Source organism: Wolbachia endosymbiont of Cantharis cryptica, assembly GCF_964277405.1.
GTDB lineage: Bacteria > Pseudomonadota > Alphaproteobacteria > Rickettsiales > Anaplasmataceae > Wolbachia.
On the sequence record NZ_OZ195521.1, the window covers coordinates 1,352,585 to 1,372,553 of the forward strand.

17 protein-coding genes and 4 pseudogenes are annotated in these 19,969 nt (G+C 34.1%); 13 read left to right on the plus strand and 8 right to left on the minus strand.

Annotated features, from left to right (window positions below; genetic code table 11):
• Nucleotides 1-27: 27 nt before the first annotated feature.
• The 3 genes from ACICP6_RS06650 (at nt 28) to ACICP6_RS06660 (ending at nt 5,266) form a co-directional block, all read left to right on the plus strand.
• A complete protein-coding gene (locus tag ACICP6_RS06650) occupies nt 28-609 on the plus strand; it encodes a hypothetical protein (protein WP_395463085.1) in 582 nt (193 codons plus the stop codon).
• Nucleotides 610-660: 51 nt separating this feature from the next.
• Nucleotides 661-1,872 carry a hypothetical protein gene (locus ACICP6_RS06655; RefSeq protein WP_395463086.1) on the plus strand — a complete coding sequence of 404 codons (1,212 nt, stop codon included), beginning with the start codon at nt 661-663 and terminating at the stop codon, nt 1,870-1,872.
• A 76-nt stretch (nt 1,873-1,948) separates the two neighbouring features.
• On the plus strand, nt 1,949-5,266 hold the full coding sequence (locus ACICP6_RS06660) for an ankyrin repeat domain-containing protein (protein ID WP_395463087.1): 3,318 nt from the start codon (nt 1,949-1,951) through the stop codon (nt 5,264-5,266).
• A gap of 325 nt (nt 5,267-5,591) precedes the next feature.
• Here the strand turns inward: ACICP6_RS06660 and ACICP6_RS06665 are convergent, their stop codons facing one another.
• On the minus strand, nt 5,592-6,509 hold the full coding sequence (locus tag ACICP6_RS06665; protein WP_395463088.1) for an Rpn family recombination-promoting nuclease/putative transposase: 918 nt from the start codon (nt 6,507-6,509) through the stop codon (nt 5,592-5,594).
• A gap of 129 nt (nt 6,510-6,638) precedes the next feature.
• Here ACICP6_RS06665 and ACICP6_RS06670 point away from each other — a divergent pair, with 129 nt between their 5' ends.
• Both ACICP6_RS06670 and ACICP6_RS06675 read left to right on the plus strand, forming a co-directional pair.
• Complete coding sequence (locus ACICP6_RS06670) at nt 6,639-7,550, plus strand: helix-turn-helix domain-containing protein (protein ID WP_395463089.1); 912 nt, start codon at nt 6,639-6,641, stop codon at nt 7,548-7,550.
• 171 nt (nt 7,551-7,721) lie between these two features.
• Nucleotides 7,722-7,970: pseudogene (locus ACICP6_RS06675) on the plus strand (DNA repair protein RadC); the annotation flags it as partial.
• A 12-nt stretch (nt 7,971-7,982) separates the two neighbouring features.
• Here the strand turns inward: ACICP6_RS06675 and ACICP6_RS06680 are convergent.
• Nucleotides 7,983-8,828, minus strand: a complete 846-nt coding sequence (locus ACICP6_RS06680) for a hypothetical protein (protein ID WP_395463090.1) — start codon at nt 8,826-8,828, stop codon at nt 7,983-7,985.
• A 128-nt stretch (nt 8,829-8,956) separates the two neighbouring features.
• Between ACICP6_RS06680 and ACICP6_RS06685 the strand changes: the two genes are divergently transcribed.
• Complete coding sequence (locus ACICP6_RS06685) at nt 8,957-9,220, plus strand: transposase (protein WP_395462617.1); 264 nt, start codon at nt 8,957-8,959, stop codon at nt 9,218-9,220.
• Between the two features lie 50 nt (nt 9,221-9,270).
• Nucleotides 9,271-10,113 (plus strand): IS3 family transposase, encoded by an 843-nt coding sequence (locus ACICP6_RS06690; protein WP_395463617.1) that lies wholly within the window; start codon nt 9,271-9,273, stop codon nt 10,111-10,113.
• Between the two features lie 195 nt (nt 10,114-10,308).
• Here ACICP6_RS06690 and ACICP6_RS06695 read toward each other — a convergent pair whose 3' ends face one another.
• On the minus strand, nt 10,309-10,659 hold the full coding sequence (locus ACICP6_RS06695; RefSeq protein WP_395463091.1) for a hypothetical protein: 351 nt from the start codon (nt 10,657-10,659) through the stop codon (nt 10,309-10,311).
• 221 nt (nt 10,660-10,880) lie between these two features.
• Here ACICP6_RS06695 and ACICP6_RS06700 point away from each other — a divergent pair.
• Nucleotides 10,881-11,670, plus strand: a protein-coding gene (locus ACICP6_RS06700) for an IS5 family transposase (protein ID WP_395462624.1) whose coding sequence is annotated in 2 segments (ribosomal slippage) — nt 10,881-11,141 and nt 11,143-11,670 — 789 coding nt in all. Because the reading frame shifts where the segments join, the coding sequence is not laid out codon by codon here.
• On the opposite strand, the gene ACICP6_RS06705 is transcribed toward ACICP6_RS06700, so the two are convergent.
• From ACICP6_RS06705 to ACICP6_RS06720, 4 genes are all read right to left on the minus strand, one after another.
• Nucleotides 11,615-12,361, minus strand: coding sequence for a hypothetical protein (locus tag ACICP6_RS06705; RefSeq protein WP_395463092.1), 747 nt, complete (start codon nt 12,359-12,361; stop codon nt 11,615-11,617). The genes ACICP6_RS06700 and ACICP6_RS06705 overlap by 56 nt on opposite strands.
• A gap of 237 nt (nt 12,362-12,598) precedes the next feature.
• Nucleotides 12,599-13,276 carry a RadC family protein gene (locus ACICP6_RS06710; RefSeq protein ID WP_395462881.1) on the minus strand — a complete coding sequence of 226 codons (678 nt, stop codon included), beginning with the start codon at nt 13,274-13,276 and terminating at the stop codon, nt 12,599-12,601.
• A 257-nt stretch (nt 13,277-13,533) separates the two neighbouring features.
• The gene (locus ACICP6_RS06715) at nt 13,534-14,334 is read right to left on the minus strand and encodes a helix-turn-helix domain-containing protein (RefSeq protein WP_395462882.1); all 801 of its coding nucleotides are present in this window, start codon (nt 14,332-14,334) and stop codon (nt 13,534-13,536) included.
• Between the two features lie 43 nt (nt 14,335-14,377).
• Nucleotides 14,378-15,316 (minus strand): hypothetical protein, encoded by a 939-nt coding sequence (locus ACICP6_RS06720; RefSeq protein ID WP_395462883.1) that lies wholly within the window; start codon nt 15,314-15,316, stop codon nt 14,378-14,380.
• Between the two features lie 455 nt (nt 15,317-15,771).
• Between ACICP6_RS06720 and ACICP6_RS06725 the strand changes: the two genes are divergently transcribed.
• The 5 genes and pseudogenes from ACICP6_RS06725 (at nt 15,772) to ACICP6_RS06745 (ending at nt 18,695) form a co-directional block, all read left to right on the plus strand.
• Nucleotides 15,772-16,671, plus strand: a complete 900-nt coding sequence (locus ACICP6_RS06725) for an Rpn family recombination-promoting nuclease/putative transposase (RefSeq protein ID WP_395463093.1) — start codon at nt 15,772-15,774, stop codon at nt 16,669-16,671.
• Between the two features lie 20 nt (nt 16,672-16,691).
• Nucleotides 16,692-17,190: pseudogene (locus ACICP6_RS06730) on the plus strand (pyrimidine dimer DNA glycosylase/endonuclease V); the annotation flags it as partial.
• 39 nt (nt 17,191-17,229) lie between these two features.
• Nucleotides 17,230-17,421 (plus strand): annotated as a pseudogene (locus ACICP6_RS06735) (transposase); the annotation flags it as partial.
• Between the two features lie 117 nt (nt 17,422-17,538).
• Nucleotides 17,539-17,802: a transposase gene (locus ACICP6_RS06740; RefSeq protein ID WP_395462617.1), complete on the plus strand. Its 264-nt coding sequence runs from the start codon at nt 17,539-17,541 to the stop codon at nt 17,800-17,802.
• 50 nt (nt 17,803-17,852) lie between these two features.
• Nucleotides 17,853-18,695, plus strand: coding sequence for an IS3 family transposase (locus ACICP6_RS06745; protein ID WP_395463617.1), 843 nt, complete (start codon nt 17,853-17,855; stop codon nt 18,693-18,695).
• Between the two features lie 43 nt (nt 18,696-18,738).
• Here ACICP6_RS06745 and ACICP6_RS06750 read toward each other — a convergent pair.
• A pseudogene (locus ACICP6_RS06750) lies at nt 18,739-19,755 on the minus strand (YifB family Mg chelatase-like AAA ATPase); the annotation flags it as partial.
• Nucleotides 19,756-19,969 lie beyond the last annotated feature (214 nt).

Below are 19,969 nucleotides of genomic sequence, written 5' to 3' on the forward strand. Positions count from 1 at the left end.
GGTAAGGTCAGGTCTCAATTTTACTCTGTGGAGAATTATAGTACTCTATTGTCAATTACTAATTGGGAGTCCAGTAAATCTCGTGCAAACCTTTTAGATAATATTACTGAATTAGGAAAAGAAAGGTTCTGGAGAGAATTACCCTCATTCGATTGTGGCAATTCTAGTTACTTGCTAAAAGGGTTTGCAGAAAATAACTGTAATAAAGTTTTCAAAGAACTGTGGCAAGCTTATAGCAGTGATCAATGCCGATATGTATTCTCATCTGGAAAAGGCGAGGTTATTTGCAATTTACTTTACCTTAATGGTAATCGAGAGTTATTAAAAGAATTTTTACTTCACTATACTAACAACAACGAAGCGGTGTTAAAAGATATTAATAGCTTTATTGATAATCTAGATAGCGCACTTAACAGCTACGTATCTACCGACGATGCTAGTTTAGATAAAATTAATCGCGATTGGGTAGTGCATGACGAAATTGAAAAGACTTTACCAAAGTTAATTGAAGCACTTGATTGCAATACTCAAAATATACAAGTTCAAAACACGAGTATAGAAGTAGATAGCATATCTGCAGGAGAAAGTAGCAAAGAACATATACATTAGCGAGCACTTTATTGTTAAATAGTTAAAAGAAGGTATTAGTAGGTAATAAATATGGATAACTATGAATTAGTTAGAATGTTGATAGAAGGTGATACCCTAACTTTCAGGGATAGATTACAATCATTTATTGAGCAGCTCCCTGATAATAAGCGTTCTGTAAATAAAGAAGGTTTTTTTCCTTTATTTGTATTAGGTGGGTTTTTAGCTTTGCCAGATACTGAATTGGGGGAAAGTTTAGGAGTTAAGCAAGTATTTTTTCGTGTTGAAAAGTACGTAAAAAATAAAAAATCTTATGTTAATGGAGTAAAATTTGCCATTTTAACAAAGAAGCAAAATAAGAAAGATAAGTTACTGTTTATTGTAATTTATGAAAAGGACCCTATAGTATTTGATCGAAAGGAAGTAGAGTATATTAAATCTAAGTTAAATAGCCATGATACTGAGGAAACATGGCACTCTATTCAAATAAAGCGCGAGGATAAAGTTGGTATAGTAGTATATGATAAATGTGATGATGACTTATTCCCCGACAAATCTGCTTCTCATAAAGGTGAATTACTTATTTTAAAAGAAAGAATAAGAGAAAAAAATTTAGAAGAGCTCATTTCCAAATATTCTCTTCCTGATATAAAAGAAGTTTCGGACAGTTTTAGAGCTATATTTGATTACTTTAATTTAATAGTTCAAAATTACATAATTAAGAAAAGTGGAAATTTTGACCACGAGTCCGATTATCACGGGTTATTGTCTGGTTTCTTTGTAATGTTATTTAAGTATCGATATAATCTTAAGCTTTATCCTGAATTATCTTTAGGCGAAGGCTATAGTGATATTGTTATATTAGTTCGATCACAAAAGCGACTAGATAATGTTATTCCTATAATAGTAGAACTTAAAGCTGGTAAAGGTTTAGCTATTCAAGGTGATCCTTTTGAGCAGGCAAAAAAATACGCTGAGGCATTTAAGTATGGTCCACGGAGAATGATCACAAATAATAATGGTGTTATCTATGCAGCGCTTAACTTTGATTTGCTTCGTGATGGAATTAAAATAGGTACAACAGCTAGAGATAGTCAACATCTTAGCCCTTTTTTACAGTTACTATTAGAATCTGATGATAAAGGTATTATATATGAACAATTAAAGTATCTTTATTATACCATACCAAATTTATCTGACAATTACTATATGTATACTAGTAAGATACTATTAGGGGAATTAATGCCAGCTAAAGCAGAAAAGGGAAAAGGGAATATGGAATAAGTATATTTTCCAACATGATAAGGGTGTTTCTAATGATATCACATCATTTGGATTTTTAAATTCAGGTAAAGATCAGTTGGTATTACTTAATGTGATTAGAAGTGATTCAAGAAATAAGAAAATTAATATAGATGAAATAATTGAAAAAGATGAAGAAGCTAATATAAAGCTTAATATGGATGAGTCGATTCAGAGCAGTAGAAATTTAAAAATAAAAGAAGTTAATTTATTACTAAAAACAAAAAAAGCAAATATAGGTGAATTTGAGAACTGGTGTAGAAAAGTTCAAGTGAATTCTTACAGCAATTTAGATGACTATAACGAAAAAAAGACTCAGAACTTTGATGGAAAATGTGTCAAATTGGATGTTGATGTAAATAAGTTGAATGGCCTACTAAATAAGGTAGTGGATAAGAAAGCGGATGGTGCACAATCTCATAATGCAGAACACCATATAGAGTTACTAAAAAAAATCAGTGAAATTTTATTTCCTTTCAAGGAGTTAATTGATAGTGAAGTAGATTTTCAATCCATGCTACATGGTTTACTTATGTATTATCAAGAGTCTACTAGTAGTAAAAAGCTTGTAGGTGTTATTTCAGAGGTTCAAACTGGTGGTGGGAAGCGTATTGATATCGGGGTGGTTGGAGGGGAAATATTTACTGGTATAGAATTAAAATTTGATAAAACTGGAAGCATAGTACCTGAGGGAGAAGAATTAACAACCAAAGCTAAGGAAGCTGAAAGTCAGTTAGAGCGTTATAAAAAACAACCGAATAATATAAAATCCTTAATAGATAGCGAGGAGGCAAGGCTATTTTGGGCAGTGTTTCACAAAGGTGCTAATGAGCCTAAATTATTAATTGAAACACGCAGTGAGTTTTATGCTTTTCAGTTAGATCATAGCTCAATGTGTCTTCTGTCTTCTTCTTTATCTCGAAGAAAACTTGCTACACAAGAGGAAGATTATTTCTCACTTATTATGGAAGGTTGTCTATATAATATTGAACTTTTATTAAGTAAAGGTAATAACACTGAAGTTAAAGACAATCATGGTTGCACTCCTTTACATTATGCTGCTAAATGTAGTAAGTTAGATATAGTTAACCTTCTCTACACAAAAGGTGCTAACATTAAAGCTAAAAACAAGAATGGTAAAATGCCTTTAGACTTCATTAATCTTTTTCTTAAGGGTAGTGGTAAGGATATTAAGAATAGCGATAAAGATTGGCCAAAATCTTGGAAACCTCTCCATTATGCTGCCTACAACGGTAATGTGGGCATAGTGCAGGAGATGTTTGAACTACTTTTAAAAGAAAGTAATAACGATATTAATGTTAGGGATGGAAAGTATGAATATGCTCCTTTACACGTTGCCGTCTATTACAATAGGACTGGAATGGTTAAATTTCTTTTAGATAAAAATGCTGATATTGAAGCCAAGGATAAATATGGCTACACTCCTCTGCATCATGCTGTTAGGTATAGTACATTGAATATGACAAGGCTTCTTTACGAAGAAGGTGCTAATATTAAAGCTAAAAATCAGAAAGGTGAAATACCTCTATGCATAGCTGATCAATATGGTAAGGTAGATATAATTGACTTTCTGTTAAATAAGAGTGCTACTATTGAAGCAAGTGACTTTAATGATAATACAGTACTTAAGCTAGCCTATTGTATAAAGGGACTGATGGAGAAAACAAATAATAATCTACCACCTAGCTTTAAAGGATTAGAAAGTAAATTACCGAAATCAGTGAAGAATGTAGTATTTGCGTCAAAAGTATGTATTACGAATGTTTATTTTAATGAATACTTGTACCCTGGTTCTGATAGTGCTTCTCTTAGTTATTCAAACCAGAGGAGGGCAGCATATACCTGGGTTCCATCGAAAAAAAATAATCCTCCTGGTTCATGTGGTGGTAATGAGCAAGGTATGTGGAAGATTCAACCCCATGGCGATTATGTTTGCATCACAAATGTTTATTTTAATGAATACTTGTACCCTGGTTCTGATAGTGCTTCTCTTAGTTATTCAAACCAGAGGAGGGCAGTATATACCTGGGTTCCATCGGAAAAAAATAATCCTCCTGGTTCATGTGCTAATGGTAAACAAGGTATGTGGAAGATTCAACCCCATGGCGATTATGTTTGCATCACAAATGTTTATTTTAATGAATACTTGTACCCTGGTTCTGATAGTGCTTCTTTGAGTTATTCAAACCAGAGGAGGGCAGTATATACCTGGGTTCCATCGGAAAAAAATAATCCTCCCGGTTCGTGTGGTAATGGTAAACAAGGTATGTGGAAGGTTGAAGATCTTGGATCTATTCGCAAGAGACGTGATATACAAGAATTAGAAAGTAAAATGAGTTTAAATTCTGGTCTCTATGTTGATGTCAATATTACCGATAAAAATCATTCATCACGTAATCTTCTTGCTATAGATTCAAGTAATCAACCTAAGATAGCAGCAAGCAGTGGCACAAGACCATCTTCATGGATAAATGATTTGTATGGTTGGGCAAGAGAAAAAGGTGGAAAATTGGCATCAGATTTAGTAAATGGGTTATACAGAGGTACAGCTAAAGAATTAAAAGATTCTAAACTTGCAGATATTCAAATAGACTCAAGCAATCAATGGAAATCAAAACAGCCTAGCTATGATCAAGCACAAGAGATGGAATTTCAATATATGTCAAAGTATGATGCTCGTAAAGGTAATGATAAGAATGCCGGTGCCTACAGCAAAAAACTTGGCAATGACAGGCAGGCAAAACAACAATATGAAAGCAAAATGAACAATAAACAGAGTGTTATTAGCGGGAGTGTTAATCAATCCAAAATTATAAGTAATGAAAAACAGCAGAAGTCAGGAGTTTTACATAATAAGTCAAAACCTACTTTATCTTACAATAGCAACAAAAACCATAGCTACTTTGATGATCAATCTAGAAAAATTAGTGAAAGGAAGGAGCATATAATAAATCATAAACAGTTTGATAGCAGCTCCTATAAACATAGTAACCAATATAAACCAATGATTAGTGCAAACAATAAATGGTCTGAAAAGATTAGTAATGAAAGAATAGGTAGTAGAAAAATGATAGGTGGTGCAAATCAAAAACAACAAGGTTTTCATCAGAATCAGCAAAGTTCTCATAATTCTAAACATGCGCATTTAACAAGAGCTACGGCGCAAATTGATATATCAAGTACATTTGTTGCATGGAATATGTTGGCCATGAAAGCGACAAATCAGAAATTTAACAATACGCCATTACCTAAGAAAATCCAAAAGGGAATGTTGCATGCTGAAAAAGTTAGAGCTGAGACTTTAGGAAGAAAGGTTGGAGGAAGAATTGAAGGTACTTTATGGTTTACCAAATAAGTAAAAAAGGATGTCATTCTGTTTAACTCTTCAATTTTATCAGAAGGAAGATCAGTAGCAAGTTTGAGGGTTATAAGTAGAAATTAGAGGTACAAGATTGGGATTAGGAAATAAGTGGTAATGTACTTTCCATGTTAAACTTACATATGTATTTTTGATATGGAAGGCTGAATAGGAGGGTTTCGTTATGATAGTAATCTATGTAATTCTATGTGTAATCTTTATAGCTATTTTAGATAGTTCACTAGACTCTTGATTAGGGGTATGTCTAACTTAGGAAAGATTTTCATAAATATTAAAAAGTGAAGTGAATAAGTTGAAATATTTATGTTTTTTTCCTGAGTTGTAAAATTTCAGAATGAGAGAGACCGGTAATTTGAGCTATAACATCAATAGAGACACCAGCCTTAAGTGAGTTTTTGGCAACTTCGATTTTTTCTTCTTGTCTACCTTCTTGTCTACCTTCTTGTCTACCTTCTTGTCTACCTTTTTCTTGACCTACTTTAAGACCCTCATCAAATTTTTGAGCGAAAGCAGCAATCTCATCCATTATGCGTTTTTTCATTTGTTCATATGCTAGTAACTCTTCTTCTGACCAATTAAACTTATTCATCTCTTCATAAGCTCGTTTTATTATTACGTCACTACCAACTATTTTATCTAGGTCTTCTTCGTTTGTTTCTGCTGCATATCGGAAAAAATAACACCATTTTTCTACTATATTTTCTAGTTGATCTTCTTTTGTCTTTGTAAATTTTGGTAGTTCTATGAATACGAAGTAAAAATCCTTTAAGTCATGTTCAAAGCTATTTTGATCTAAAATGACATGATTAGATTTGTATTCAGCTTTATCTGGAAAAATAATACAATCAGCAACAGCAATAAAGATAATTTCTTTAAGGTTATGATAATCATCACCTTGATCAGCTTGACTTGAGTAGGCTTTGGCAGCATAATATTGAGCACGTTTTTCGAAGCCCTTGGTCTTAGTGAACTGCATCTCTATAATGTATCTTGAACCTTGAGAGTCTTTACAAAGAACATCGACAATACTTTGCTTTTTAGCGGCAATTTCAGGGTCTAAAATAGTAGCTAAGAATTCAACATCGTGAATAGCAGCTAAACCAGTAAAGCCTAAAATATCGTTCAAGAAATGAATGAGGATATCTTTATTCCTCTCAGTGCCAAATATTCTTTTAAAAGCATAATCATTGCGTGCATCAAGAAATTTAGATAAAGCCATAGCAAGAGTACGTAAAAAGCATTAATAATTATACACAATTCTGAAGAAATATTCAACTAAAATTCAAACATAGAAAGAAGCATCCCTTTTGTATATCTTTATTTGGTAGTATTAACCTGTATAATATTTATGGCAAATATCTCGATAAGGTACAAAATAGCACAAAAAGTAAGGAGCTGGAGGTTAAAGCGAGGTTATACTCAAAAAGATTTAGCGGGAAAAATTGGCGTAACGTATCAAGTAGTACTACAATATGAAAAAGGAACACGTAAAATTTCGATTGAGAAATTGTATGCTATAGCAGAAGTGTTATCGGTTGGCATCATAGATCTTATTCCTGTATCAAATGAAAAAATTTGCCTTAAAAACGAAGAAGAAGAGATACTAAATCTAGTAAGAGAATATAAAAAGATTAACGGTCAGGAGTTACGTAGGATGTTTTGTTTACTAACCAAATTTGTCCAAATTAGCGAGAAAAGTAGTAAAAAAGCAGAGAAAATAAAAATTGCAAAGGGTCTGGTTAAAGGAGGAGTTTCTGTTGATATTGTTACAAAAACAATTGGTCTCTCTGCTGATGAATGTGTTGAAGAAAAAGGAGGTTCTATTTACTGCCAAATAGGAAAGAAGATAAAAGAATGGAGACTAGTGAGAGAGTATACTCAAAAGGATTTGGCTGAGAAAATGGATACAACACGTGACGAAATAAGCAACTATGAGCAAGGACGTGTGGCCATTCCACTGGAAAAATTATATGCAATAGCAGAAACATTATCAATTAGCATTACAGATCTGCTCATAGAAGAAGATGAGATAGTAGAAAATGAACTACCTGATTTAATAAAAGAATACCAAAAGATTGAAAGTCAAGAACTACGTAATGCATTAATAAGATCTCTATTTGAAGGCATACGGATTTGCGAAGAAAAAGTGAAAAGAGCAGAAAAGATCAAAATTGCAAAAGACTTAGTAAAAAAAGGAATTTCTATCAATATTATTTTAAAAACAGTAGGCATCTCTTTAGACGAAATTCAACAAATTTAAAATAAAAAAATCAGTATCTATTAATATCTTTACTTTTTGATGAAAAAATAAGTAAAAAAGATTGAAAAATTGATTTGACTTCACTCAAAAGCTATGGCTTTATGCCAATGCTGACAAAAAAACAGCAGTAAATATATAAAAACATTTTGTTATTAGTGAAGGGTAATTTTTATGAATAATAAGAAAGATCGTAGAGAAGAAATAGAATTCAGAGCATTAGAAAGCAACGGTAAAGCACTACTTGATCGTGAAGTAATAGAAACGTTTCTAAGTGCAGTGCATGACAGGGAAGAAGCTCGAGTTATTGCTAGAAAGCTAATAGATAATTTTGGAATAGGAGGAGTTCTAGGCCAGGAAATAGATGACTTGAAAACTATAGAAGGGATAACTGACTCTACAGTAGCAGTAATTTTATGCCTAAACACGGTAACTTCATATTGCACCTCCTTTAGTTTGCTTTTGAATTTCTAGTTCTGTATTTGGTATTCTGGAAGAATCCTTAGCATGCCTTTTTAACTCTAGCTCCTGAACCGAATTTAAAGATATCCATAACCTTGAACCGACACGTCGTGCTTTAATGATCTTACATTTAGCCCAGTAATAAACTACGTGATTACTGACATTGAATTTCTCTGCAACCTGTTCAACTGATAGCTCCCCTTCCAATTTATGAGTGCATAGTGCTGGAATCTTATATTTTGATCGAATCCATCCAATAGTCTTGAAAGTAAAAGGATACCCTTTATTTGTCATCAATCCTTCTTGGTTAAACAGATTAGCAATTTGTGCATCAGTCATTGTAATTGACAATTGTCTTACTCGATTAATTATATCCTCTGAATGTCGCCATATATCATAAGATTTTTGTGGTAATTGCACTTCTAGATCATCTGTAGCATTTGTTTGCCAGCGTATATGCAACACTGCTTTTTGTTCATTACGTAATTTTTTAACAGTTATGTCTTTTATTAAAAGCCGTAAGATACGTTTTCGATCTTTTGCACTTGTTGATTCTGCATTCCATAAACGTGGTAAGTCTCTAGCCAGGGCCATCACTTGCTCTTTTTGCTGCTTTGTGGCTATCAGTACGTTCTTTTTCTTATGTTCAGCATATTGAGCTTGCGCTTCTTCTAGCAGTGTTAAAGCCTCATCCCAACGTTTCTCTAAAGTTGCAGCTACTAGGCGATTTGATGGATCAACTTCTTCATAACGTCTTTGTGCCAACTGTACTTCATAATTTGCCCGTTCTATCTGCATTTGCCACTGTTTGTCAAGCATATGACCGCGTTGCTCCAACTCTTCAAATGCTTTTATGGCAATCTCAATTTGTGACCTTACCCAGAAAAAGTAGAGAGGAAGTTAAGCCATTTTTGAAGTAAAATAAAACATGATTATGAGGGCTTATTATGGTAAAGAACAGAAAAAATTACACAGTGGAATTTAAATTAGAGGCAATAAAGTTGGTAAAGGAAACGGGGCAGTCAGCAAGCAAAATAGCTAAAGATTTAGGAATAGATAACAGTACACTAAGTGACTGGATAAAAAAATATAACGAAAAAGGATCAATAGAAGAAGCATTTCCTGGTAAGGGAAAGTTGGCACCATGTGATAAAGAAAAGTTTGAATTAAAGAAAGAACTAACAAGAGTTACTAGAGAAAGAGACATTTAAAAAAAAGCCCTGGGATATTTTGCAAGTCACAAAGAGTAAAATATTTATTTATCAAAAAGCATGGAAACTACTATAAAGTACAGGAGTTATGCAGGATTTTGAAAGTATCTGCTAGCGGCTACTACAAATGGACTAGTAAGAAGAAAAGCAGCAAAGAATTAACAAGGGAGCAGCTTCTAGCAGACATTCAAAAAATATACCAAGCATCTAATTGTAGATATGGGGCACCTAAGATTCATGCTGAACTAAAGGCTTTAGGTAAAAATTGCAACATCAAAACAGTGCAGGATATCATGCAAAAAAATGGTATTCAAGCTAGACTGAGGCGAAGATTCAAAAGCAAAAAACAGCAGACTGACAATAGGGTTATAACTCCCAATATATTGGACCAAAACTTTACTACTAGTCAGCCAAATAAAGTATGGGTAACTGATATTACATACATAAAAACTAAGGATGGATGGCTATATTTGGCAGCAATAATTGATCTATATTCACGTATGGTAGTTGGCTGGTCAATGAGTAGTACAATAACTAAGCGATTAGTTATAGATGCTTTATTGATGGCTGTTGATAAGCGCAAACCAGCCAAAGATCTGCTATTTCATAGTGATCAAGGTTCACAATATACCTCTAAAAATTATCAGTTTTTGCTGAACACAAAAAACATCATTTCCAGCATGAGTCACACAGGCTGTTGTTATGACAACTCTGTTGTTGAAAGCTTTTTCAGCTCACTCAAACGGGAGCTTCTTATTGATACTTCGCAACACTCTGCTCAGCAAACTAGAACTGCTATATTTGAGTACATAGAAATTTTTTATAACAAACAGCGTAGACATTCTACTATTAATTATTGCATTCCTGAGAAATTTGATTCATCATTTTCATAATAAAAATGGCTTAACTTCCTCTCTACTTTTTCTGGGTAAGGTCAGTTTTCAAAACATGCACATATCGACAAGAATATAGTTTTAACATAAATTTGCCACTGAAAATTGACTTGTAGGCTCGTATTTCTAGGAGTCCACCTGAGTAACCGTTGTAAGTGGAGAAGGAAGAAAACGACTCCCTTCTCTTATTGGTAGTCAATGTTTGATAGAGGTTGTTTTACTATCTTCACGTATCCTATCCACCCACGATAATGTTTCACTTGAGCAATTATTACTAACCGCCTTTATTTCTTCTGTAACCTTTTCTTTACTCCATCTACCATCTCTAGGGAAACCTCCTTTTTCTACCGCTTCTTTGACTGTTATTCCCCCAAAGAGACAACCTTTTCCTACTACTTCACCTCTTTTTTGTAGCTCAGACCACATTTCTTTATCTACTACTCTGACCTGTACTTGATGGTCATTTTCTGTTTTATGGTATACTACAATTCTTAGGCTACCAATGCTTGTGGGAAATGTTATTTCAAAGGCACTATTGTCTGACACATCGATATAATTTCTTTCACCTCCTTCTTCGCTTTTGACTTCAACTTCACTATTGCCTATTTTTAGAATATCACCTCCTAATTTTACCTCCCCTGTGTTTAGACCTAAATTTTTTGTACCTTCTAATACTCTTGCAACATTTACTTTGCTGTTCTTAGAACCTGTTTAAAATCTCGAAAGGATAAGGTAAAATAGGGGTAGATTAAGAATGAGGTATATCTATGCGAAAAAGTTATCCAAGTGATATAAGTCGAGAGCAATTTGAAAAAATCAAACCAATTCTGGAGAGTAGCAGGAGGAAAACAAAACCAAGAAAACTTGATTTATATGATGTATTTTGTACAGTATTATACGTCCTAAAAAGTGGTTGCCAGTGGAGGATGTTGCCAAAAGATTTTCCAAGGTGGGAGAGCATATATTATTATTTTCAAATGTGGAATAAAAAGGATGGAGAAGAACCAAGTTTGTTGGAATTAGTCTTAAAAAAAATTAGTTGGAGAGGTCCGTATCAACAATGGTCGGAAAGAGAAAACCAGTTTCTGCATAATTGATGCTCAAAGCGTTAAAAACGCAGATACTGCTGAAAGAAAGGGTTATGATGCAGGTAAAAAGATTTCAGGTATAAAGCGTCATATCGCAGTTGATACACAGGGCTTGCCACATGCAATTCATATAACAACGGCAGAAGCAACTGATCGTAGCAGTGCTGTAAAAATGGTGGGAAATGCTAAAGAAAACCTCTCTGAAGTCAAAAATATACTCGTTGATGCTGGCTATACAGGAGAAAATTTTGCAACACAAATAAAAGTAACTATTGGTGCAGCTGTTGAGGTAATAAAACGAAGCGAATTACATACCTTTGCTGTATTGCCAAAAAGATGGGTTGTTGAGCGGTCTTTTGCTTGGTTGGAAAAATGCAGGCGATTGTGGAAAAACTGTGAGCGAAAACTCAATACTAGCCTACAAATGGTCGTTCTTTCCTTCGTTTCTCTCTTATTGCGAAGATTTTAAACAGGTTCTTAGAAAATTCCACATAAAATGTTTTACTATCTATTCCCATGTCTTCTACGGCTCCTTCATTTTCAATAGCACTTTCAACAACTTCTCTCAGTTCTTTAAGCCGTTTATCTATCTGTGAACGAACCTCTTGATACAGTTTATTATGAATTTCACTTATGCGCTTATCCTGCAATAGATCGTAACTAAACATTGCTCCACTTCGCATCAATTCATATATTATATCTTCCTTCTCATTTTCTGTACATGGGAGCGAAAGCATTTTCAATACTACAGTATCGGCAAAACTTCGCTGCCCTTCATGATGTGCATTTGTCCTTACTCCCTTATCTAGTGCTATGCCTAACACTCCACTCAGTTCACTTGCATTTTTTACTTTGTCTATTGCATTTAAAAACTGATTCAATTTTATACTTTCAATTACACTTAGTTTCACCTTGTTTAAACGTGGGATAAATGGATTTGAATTGCTTTGACAATTTGAAGACCCTGTGTTATAAGAATTATTAAGTCCTTCTCCCCATTTGCTTGGATTTTCACGGCCATTTTGAGGAGAAGGCATCCCTCCTGACTTCTTTTCCTTTTTATTCTTAATTTTGCTTTGTATATCATTACCACCGATACCTCTGATAGCAGCTAATATTCCTTTTAGATCTTTTAAAGTTACAATTTTTTTCTTTGTCATATTGACCTCCGTTATTATTAAGCTATCTAAGTCTATAACGAGGTTTATTACTTTATTATTAACTCGCTATATTAGCTATTTCTTAGCATTATATAATATGAATTGCAGCTTATCAAATGTTTTTTATATTTACACTAAGAGAAAAATACAGATAGGAGACGAAGGAAAGCTCTCAACTTAATTTTTCCTACTCTGCTCAAAACCAAAAGGTGCTACGGTCTTGGGCATTACTACTTTTTACAACAATCTATTTCTCTTAAAACTATAATAACCTTCACCTGTAACGATAACATGGTCAATTAATTCAATACCTGCATTATCACAAACTGAAGCCAATTTCTTAGTCATAGCTTTATCACGCTCAGATGGCTTTACAGTTCCTCCAGGTTGGTTATGAGATATTATGATTGATGTTGCTCTTTTTAATGCTATTTTTCTTATTATTTCCATTATGAAAATAGGTATCTGACTCGCTGAGCCAACATATGTTTCTTCCCCTATTAAATAACACCCTTTATTTAAAAACAACACTTTGAGATTTTCCCTCTCTGAGTAACCGATATTCACCCTCAAATAATCCGTGAGCTTTTCCCAGTTATCTATTAATGGTCCTTTCTCTATCTTTTCTCTTAACACCCGGTTCACAAGCGTATTAGCACCCTGAATTACTGCTACTGTAGAGTCGGTTACCCCTTCTGTAGTTTTTAGATCATCCATTTCCTGACCTAAAAGCCTTCCTATTCCTTTATAGCTATCCATTAGCCTTTTAGCAATAACGCGAGCTTCGTCCCTATCATGCGTTGCACTTAGAAACATTTCCATTAGTTCATGATCTCGTAAAGCATGTCCTTTGCTTTCCAATATTCTGAACTCTATTTCTTCTCTACGATCTTTACTTTTATTCTTATTATTCATAAAATTTAACCTCCACTAGTAATAACTTTTTTTTAAATATTTACTGCTATTTTTTTTAGCAGTATTGGCATAAGGCCATAGCTTCCGGGCGAAGTCAAGTCAATTTTTTGATTTTTTTTTTGTTTATTTTTTTATGGAAACATAAAAGATATTAATAGTTACTGATTTCTACGAAAGGCAACCTCATTTAAAACTTACCGAAAGTTAGGCCTGTTGTTTGCGTTTGAACTAGGTCCTTCGTGATTTTCTCCGCCAATCTACTCTTCAGATACAGATTTGATTAATGCACCTAATTTATCTCGTAATTTTTGACTCTCAATCTTCTTGAATTCTCTTATTACACTTGGTACTTCTGCTTTACTGTCCTTACTTTCATAATAAATTTCTTCTATTTTAGGCAGTAGAACCCCAACATTCACTGATAATACCTTTGCTATTTTACGTAGTGTGTCAAATGGTATGGTAACGCGTCCTAGTTCATAATTGTACATTTTTAGACGTGTTACACCGATAGCTTCTGCTAATTCTGCCTGAGTATATTCTCGTATTAACCTTACCTCTCTTACCCTTTGTCCTATCTTACAATCTATAAAATCAGTACGTTCTATATCATCATATTTGTCAGCAGATAGTTGGGAAACAGAAGATCCTGCTTTCTCTGCTTCTTTGCTATTCTTTTCTTTAACCCTGGTAGACTTAATTAGTAGACGAATTGTCTTGCGCAACTCTGGGTCTTGAGTTTTTTTGTATATTTCTGCTATATTTAATATCTCTTCTACCTCATCTTGAAAGCAGCCATCTTCATTAAACACCTCTGGTTTAGGGAGTAGATCTTTGATACTACTAAATAAAAATGCTCTTGCTATTGCATATAATCTTTTGGTTGGAATTTTACGTTGCCCTCTTTCATATTGAAGTATTAGCCAGCATGATACACCAATCTTGTTTGCTAATTCCGCCTGAGTATATCCTAGCCTTACCCTACAACTTTTTATTTGCTGTCCTAGTTCGTAATCTGTAAAGTCAACATATATCATAGCTGCCATTAAGGTCGTCACTTTTTCTGCTATAACTACAAAATCTCTTCAATCTCTCGCATAACTAATGTCTTCTATTTGAAATGTTGCTTAATCTTGATAATAATTTCTCCCTTTCGCTCATTAGTTGGTTGCTTTCGTACCCAACCTCTCTCATTTCTCTTTCTCGTTCTTTAATACTCAACTGCATAACCTCATCTGAATATTTGCTCTTTCCGCTTGCAAGTTCTGATTTTAACCTTCTTATTTTATATTCTAATTCAACAAACCTTTCATGTTTCTTTAGTAGTTTTATCATCTGATTTATTTGTGAGCGTAACTCTCCTTCTTCTAAATTTTCTGCTATTTTGGTAAGTAATAACTCATCAATTTTATAATATATACCAGGTTGAGCTATAAATAGGTTAATCATTGCTCGTACATCAGTAGGCTTCGCTATTAATACGTTAACATTACTACACACAAAACGTTTTAAACTTATATTTTTTTCTAGATAATTTTTCATATCTTGCGATAAGTTCTCCTTTAATTCCTCATATGCTTCTGACAGCAACACCTCCAATTCTTTAAAAAATTCAAGCTCAATATCACCTGACACAAGAATCATTAGCAAATGTTTTACTAACTCTATATCATTTGATTTGATAGCCTGATAAAATGCTTTTTCTCTATTCTCTTTCAAATCGTAAAGTTCTGATGAATCGCTGAGACTAAATAAATAGTTTTTAGCTTCTTCAGGAGCAGAGATTGCAATATTAACTTCTCTTAATGGATGATCATCATTAAACTTTTCTATATCAGTAGTTTCTTCTATCGCAACAGCCACTTTACTCAACTTCTTTAGCTGGTCTATATTGTCTCTTGAATTTCTAGGTGTATTTCTAACTTCATTTAGCACCTCCTCATAAAGACTCTGCTTTTCCTCACTACTTAATAATGCAAAATGCTCCTTAAGCTGCTTGGAAGTTTGAGATAGAAATTTTGCTAGCATATTATTACCCAATAAAACCTACCAAAAACTAATATAATTCAATGCCCACGCCATCAGAGCATCTGTGTATATTAGAACTTTAATATAAATTTTACTATCAAAAATGTTGATATCAAGTTTTGAGTTCTTTATGATGTAAGGTGTGGGCTCACGATGTTAGGTTTATGCTCGTATTTTTACTAGGCTTCCACACCAAAAAGCGTTAAAAAGGGTATCTTCGATGGCCATTACAACTGCTAAATTCATGGCATTCATTTGCTGGCTTTCTAAGGTACTTTATAGAGTAGGTTATAAAAAGATGTATGAAAGGATATTCGAAGCCTAAAGTACCATTCTAAGCCCACCTCTGACAGTCGTTTTTTATACCCAAAGTTTAAAAAAATAAGATTTAGTAGACAAAACATAAAAAAGTTGAATATTTGTACAGAATAGTGTATAATTATTAATGTTTTCCAGGCATTGTTGTTATGGCTTTATCAAAGTTTCTCGATCCTAAATTAGACTTGACCTTCAAGAAAATATTCGGCACTGAAAAAAATAAGAATATCCTTATCCACTTTTTGAATGACATCTTAGGCTTTACTGGTACCAACACAATACAAGATGTTAAGTTTCTTAGCACTATTATGAATCCTGAGATTGCTTCTGATAAACAGAGTATCGTTGATGTCCTCTGTAAAGATTCTCACGGAAATAGATATATTGCGGAGATGCAGCTCGCTAGGGACAAGGGCTTTGAAAAACGTGCTCAACTTTATGCTGCTAAAGCCTACTCAAGACAATCTGGCAACTACATTGATTTTAAGAAGGTATTCTTTATTGCTATTTCCAATAGTATACTATTTCCTTCGGAGGTTGAATATATTTCTACTCATAATATACGTGACATAAAGACCAATGGACATTACTTAAAAGATTTTCAATTTGTCTTCATTGAGTTGCCAAAATTTACAAAAAGCAAAGTAGAGGAGTTAGAGAGCACAAAAGAGAGATGGTGTTTTTTCTTTAAGCATGCAGAAGATACTACAGATGAAGACCTAAAAGATATAGCAGAAAAATCACCAATAATAAAGCTAGCATATGATGAATTAGACAAGTTTAGTTGGGAAGAAGAGGATCTAGCAGCATACGAAGAAAGAGTATTGAGTGTACAGAAAGAAGCTGCTATTTGGGAACAACGCCTTGATGATGCTCGTGACGAAGGTAAAGAAGAAGGCATCCAAATCGGCAATGAAAAAGGCAGAGAGGAAGGCAGAAAAGCAGAGAAAATTGAAGTTGCAAAAAATTCACTTAAGGCCGGTGTCTCTATAGATGTTATAGCTCAAATTACTGGTCTTACAGTTGACGAAGTTAAAGACTTAAGCTGATTCTATCTTTGGATGTTTAGATGAACATCTTTGTACTGGATGAAAACCCAGAAATTGCAGCACAAATGTTATGTGATAAGCATATAGTAAAAATGCCCTTAGAGACTGCCCAATTATTGAGTAATGTTTTTTCAACAGCGTTAAAAGTGCCAAATCCTTTTGTCAGTATCACAGATCAGAATATAGAAGTTCCATATAAACTTACTCACAACAATCATCCTTGTTCTTTATGGGCAAGACAATCAAAAGAAAACTTCTGTTGGTTGATAAAGTACGGAAGAGAATTATGTAAATTGGCGATACAAAAGAGAGCATAAATCAGAGAAAGTAATAGATTGGTGTGATAGTAATAAGGATTTGCTTATTTTTCGATCAACTGATATGCAAGCTTTTATACAAGCACTGCCGGATTGGTATAAGTGTAGCAGTCCTGTAAAAGCCTATAGAAAGTACTATCTAAAGGAAAAGATGAGATTCGCTAAGTGGGAAAAGGGCAGAGGAGCACCAGATTGGATAATCTGCTACACAATACCACAACTGATACAGCTCATAGGTAGAGAAGGCATCCAAATCGGTGAGGAAAGAGGCATCAAAATTGGCGCGGTGAAGGGTAGAGAAGAGGGCGAAAAACAAGCTAAAATAGCAGTCGCAAAGAATTCACTTAAGGCCGGTGTCTCTATTGATGTTATCGCTGAAATTACCGGCCTCTCCATTTCTGAAATTAAGCAACTTAAGGAAGAAATAACTTAACGTCCTGGTGATCTTTTTTGTTGGTTGTTTACTGTTATACTGACCTTACCCAGAAAAAGTAGAGAGGAAGTTAAGCCATTTTTGAAGTAAAATAAAACATGATTATGAGGGCTTATTATGGTAAAGAACAGAAAAAATTACACAGTGGAATTTAAATTAGAGGCAATAAAGTTGGTAAAGGAAACGGGGCAGTCAGCAAGCAAAATAGCTAAAGATTTAGGAATAGATAACAGTACACTAAGTGACTGGATAAAAAAATATAACGAAAAAGGATCAATAGAAGAAGCATTTCCTGGTAAGGGAAAGTTGGCACCATGTGATAAAGAAAAGTTTGAATTAAAGAAAGAACTAACAAGAGTTACTAGAGAAAGAGACATTTAAAAAAAAGCCCTGGGATATTTTGCAAGTCACAAAGAGTAAAATATTTATTTATCAAAAAGCATGGAAACTACTATAAAGTACAGGAGTTATGCAGGATTTTGAAAGTATCTGCTAGCGGCTACTACAAATGGACTAGTAAGAAGAAAAGCAGCAAAGAATTAACAAGGGAGCAGCTTCTAGCAGACATTCAAAAAATATACCAAGCATCTAATTGTAGATATGGGGCACCTAAGATTCATGCTGAACTAAAGGCTTTAGGTAAAAATTGCAACATCAAAACAGTGCAGGATATCATGCAAAAAAATGGTATTCAAGCTAGACTGAGGCGAAGATTCAAAAGCAAAAAACAGCAGACTGACAATAGGGTTATAACTCCCAATATATTGGACCAAAACTTTACTACTAGTCAGCCAAATAAAGTATGGGTAACTGATATTACATACATAAAAACTAAGGATGGATGGCTATATTTGGCAGCAATAATTGATCTATATTCACGTATGGTAGTTGGCTGGTCAATGAGTAGTACAATAACTAAGCGATTAGTTATAGATGCTTTATTGATGGCTGTTGATAAGCGCAAACCAGCCAAAGATCTGCTATTTCATAGTGATCAAGGTTCACAATATACCTCTAAAAATTATCAGTTTTTGCTGAACACAAAAAACATCATTTCCAGCATGAGTCACACAGGCTGTTGTTATGACAACTCTGTTGTTGAAAGCTTTTTCAGCTCACTCAAACGGGAGCTTCTTATTGATACTTCGCAACACTCTGCTCAGCAAACTAGAACTGCTATATTTGAGTACATAGAAATTTTTTATAACAAACAGCGTAGACATTCTACTATTAATTATTGCATTCCTGAGAAATTTGATTCATCATTTTCATAATAAAAATGGCTTAACTTCCTCTCTACTTTTTCTGGGTAAGGTCAATCAGTTGAAAATTTGCAGGATAAGTTATATGAGCATTTGCTCTTGCGATAGTGACTTTCCCATCTTCGAGTGGTTGACGTAAAGAGTCAATTACAGATCTTGGAAATTCAGGTAACTCGTCAAGAAACAATACTCCATTATGAGCCATGGTAATCTCTCCAGGCTTTGCGTTTTTTCCTCCTCCTATCATCGCTGGCATGGAACATGAATGATGAGGTTCACGAAAGGGACGAGTTATTTTGAATATCTCATTGCCAATCTTTGTTATACTGGAAATAATATTAACATCAATCATCTCCTGTTCAGTTAAATCAGGCAGTAGCCCTATAAATCGTTTAGCAAGCATTGACTTCCCAGTACCTGGAGGTCCAACAAGAAGCATATTGTGTCCACCTGCTGCCGCAATTTCAGCTGCTCTTTTTGCAACAACTTGACCTTTGATATCCTTCATATCGGGAACCAATCTCTTTTCTTTCGGTACATCAAAAATTACCGGTTGAATTGACTGCTCACCTTTGAAATATCTGACAATATCGGTTAATTTCTCTATAGCCAGAACTGAAATATTCTTTACCCATGAAGCCTCTACTCCGTTTCCTCTTGGGCAAATTACCCCTTTGTTTTTCTGTTTTGCATTAATTGCTGTTGGTAAAACTCCTGAAACTGAGATAACCCTGCCATCAAGGGCAAGCTCACCCATAATGATATAAGACTGAACTTTTTCAACTGGTATCACATTCATTACAACAAGCAGTCCAATAGCAATAGCCAAATCATAATGACTGCCTTCTTTCAACAAATCTGCAGGGGAAAGATTAACTGTGATTCTTTTAGGGGGGAGTAATAGATTAATTGAATTTAATGCTGCTCTGATGCGTTCTTTAGATTCTGCAACAGTTTTATCTGGCAATCCAACAATGTTAAAAGCTGGAATACCATTTGCCATGTGAATTTGTGCATTAACATTTACTACGCTAATTCCCTGAAGCGCAACAGTATTTATATTTGCAATCATAATATATTTTGTAAAGTTATTAATAGAATATATTAAAGGAATTACGAAGTAAAGGTCATGTATTTTGAACTCCCATACTTGGGCTGTCATTAGACTTTTTGCATAACAAACTTTTGGCAGTGCGTTGGAAGAAATTTCTTGACAAACTCCACCAGTCCTCTTATTATGATAATAAGGGTATTTCTGACTCAAAACTTGTTTTTGACCTGCAGGC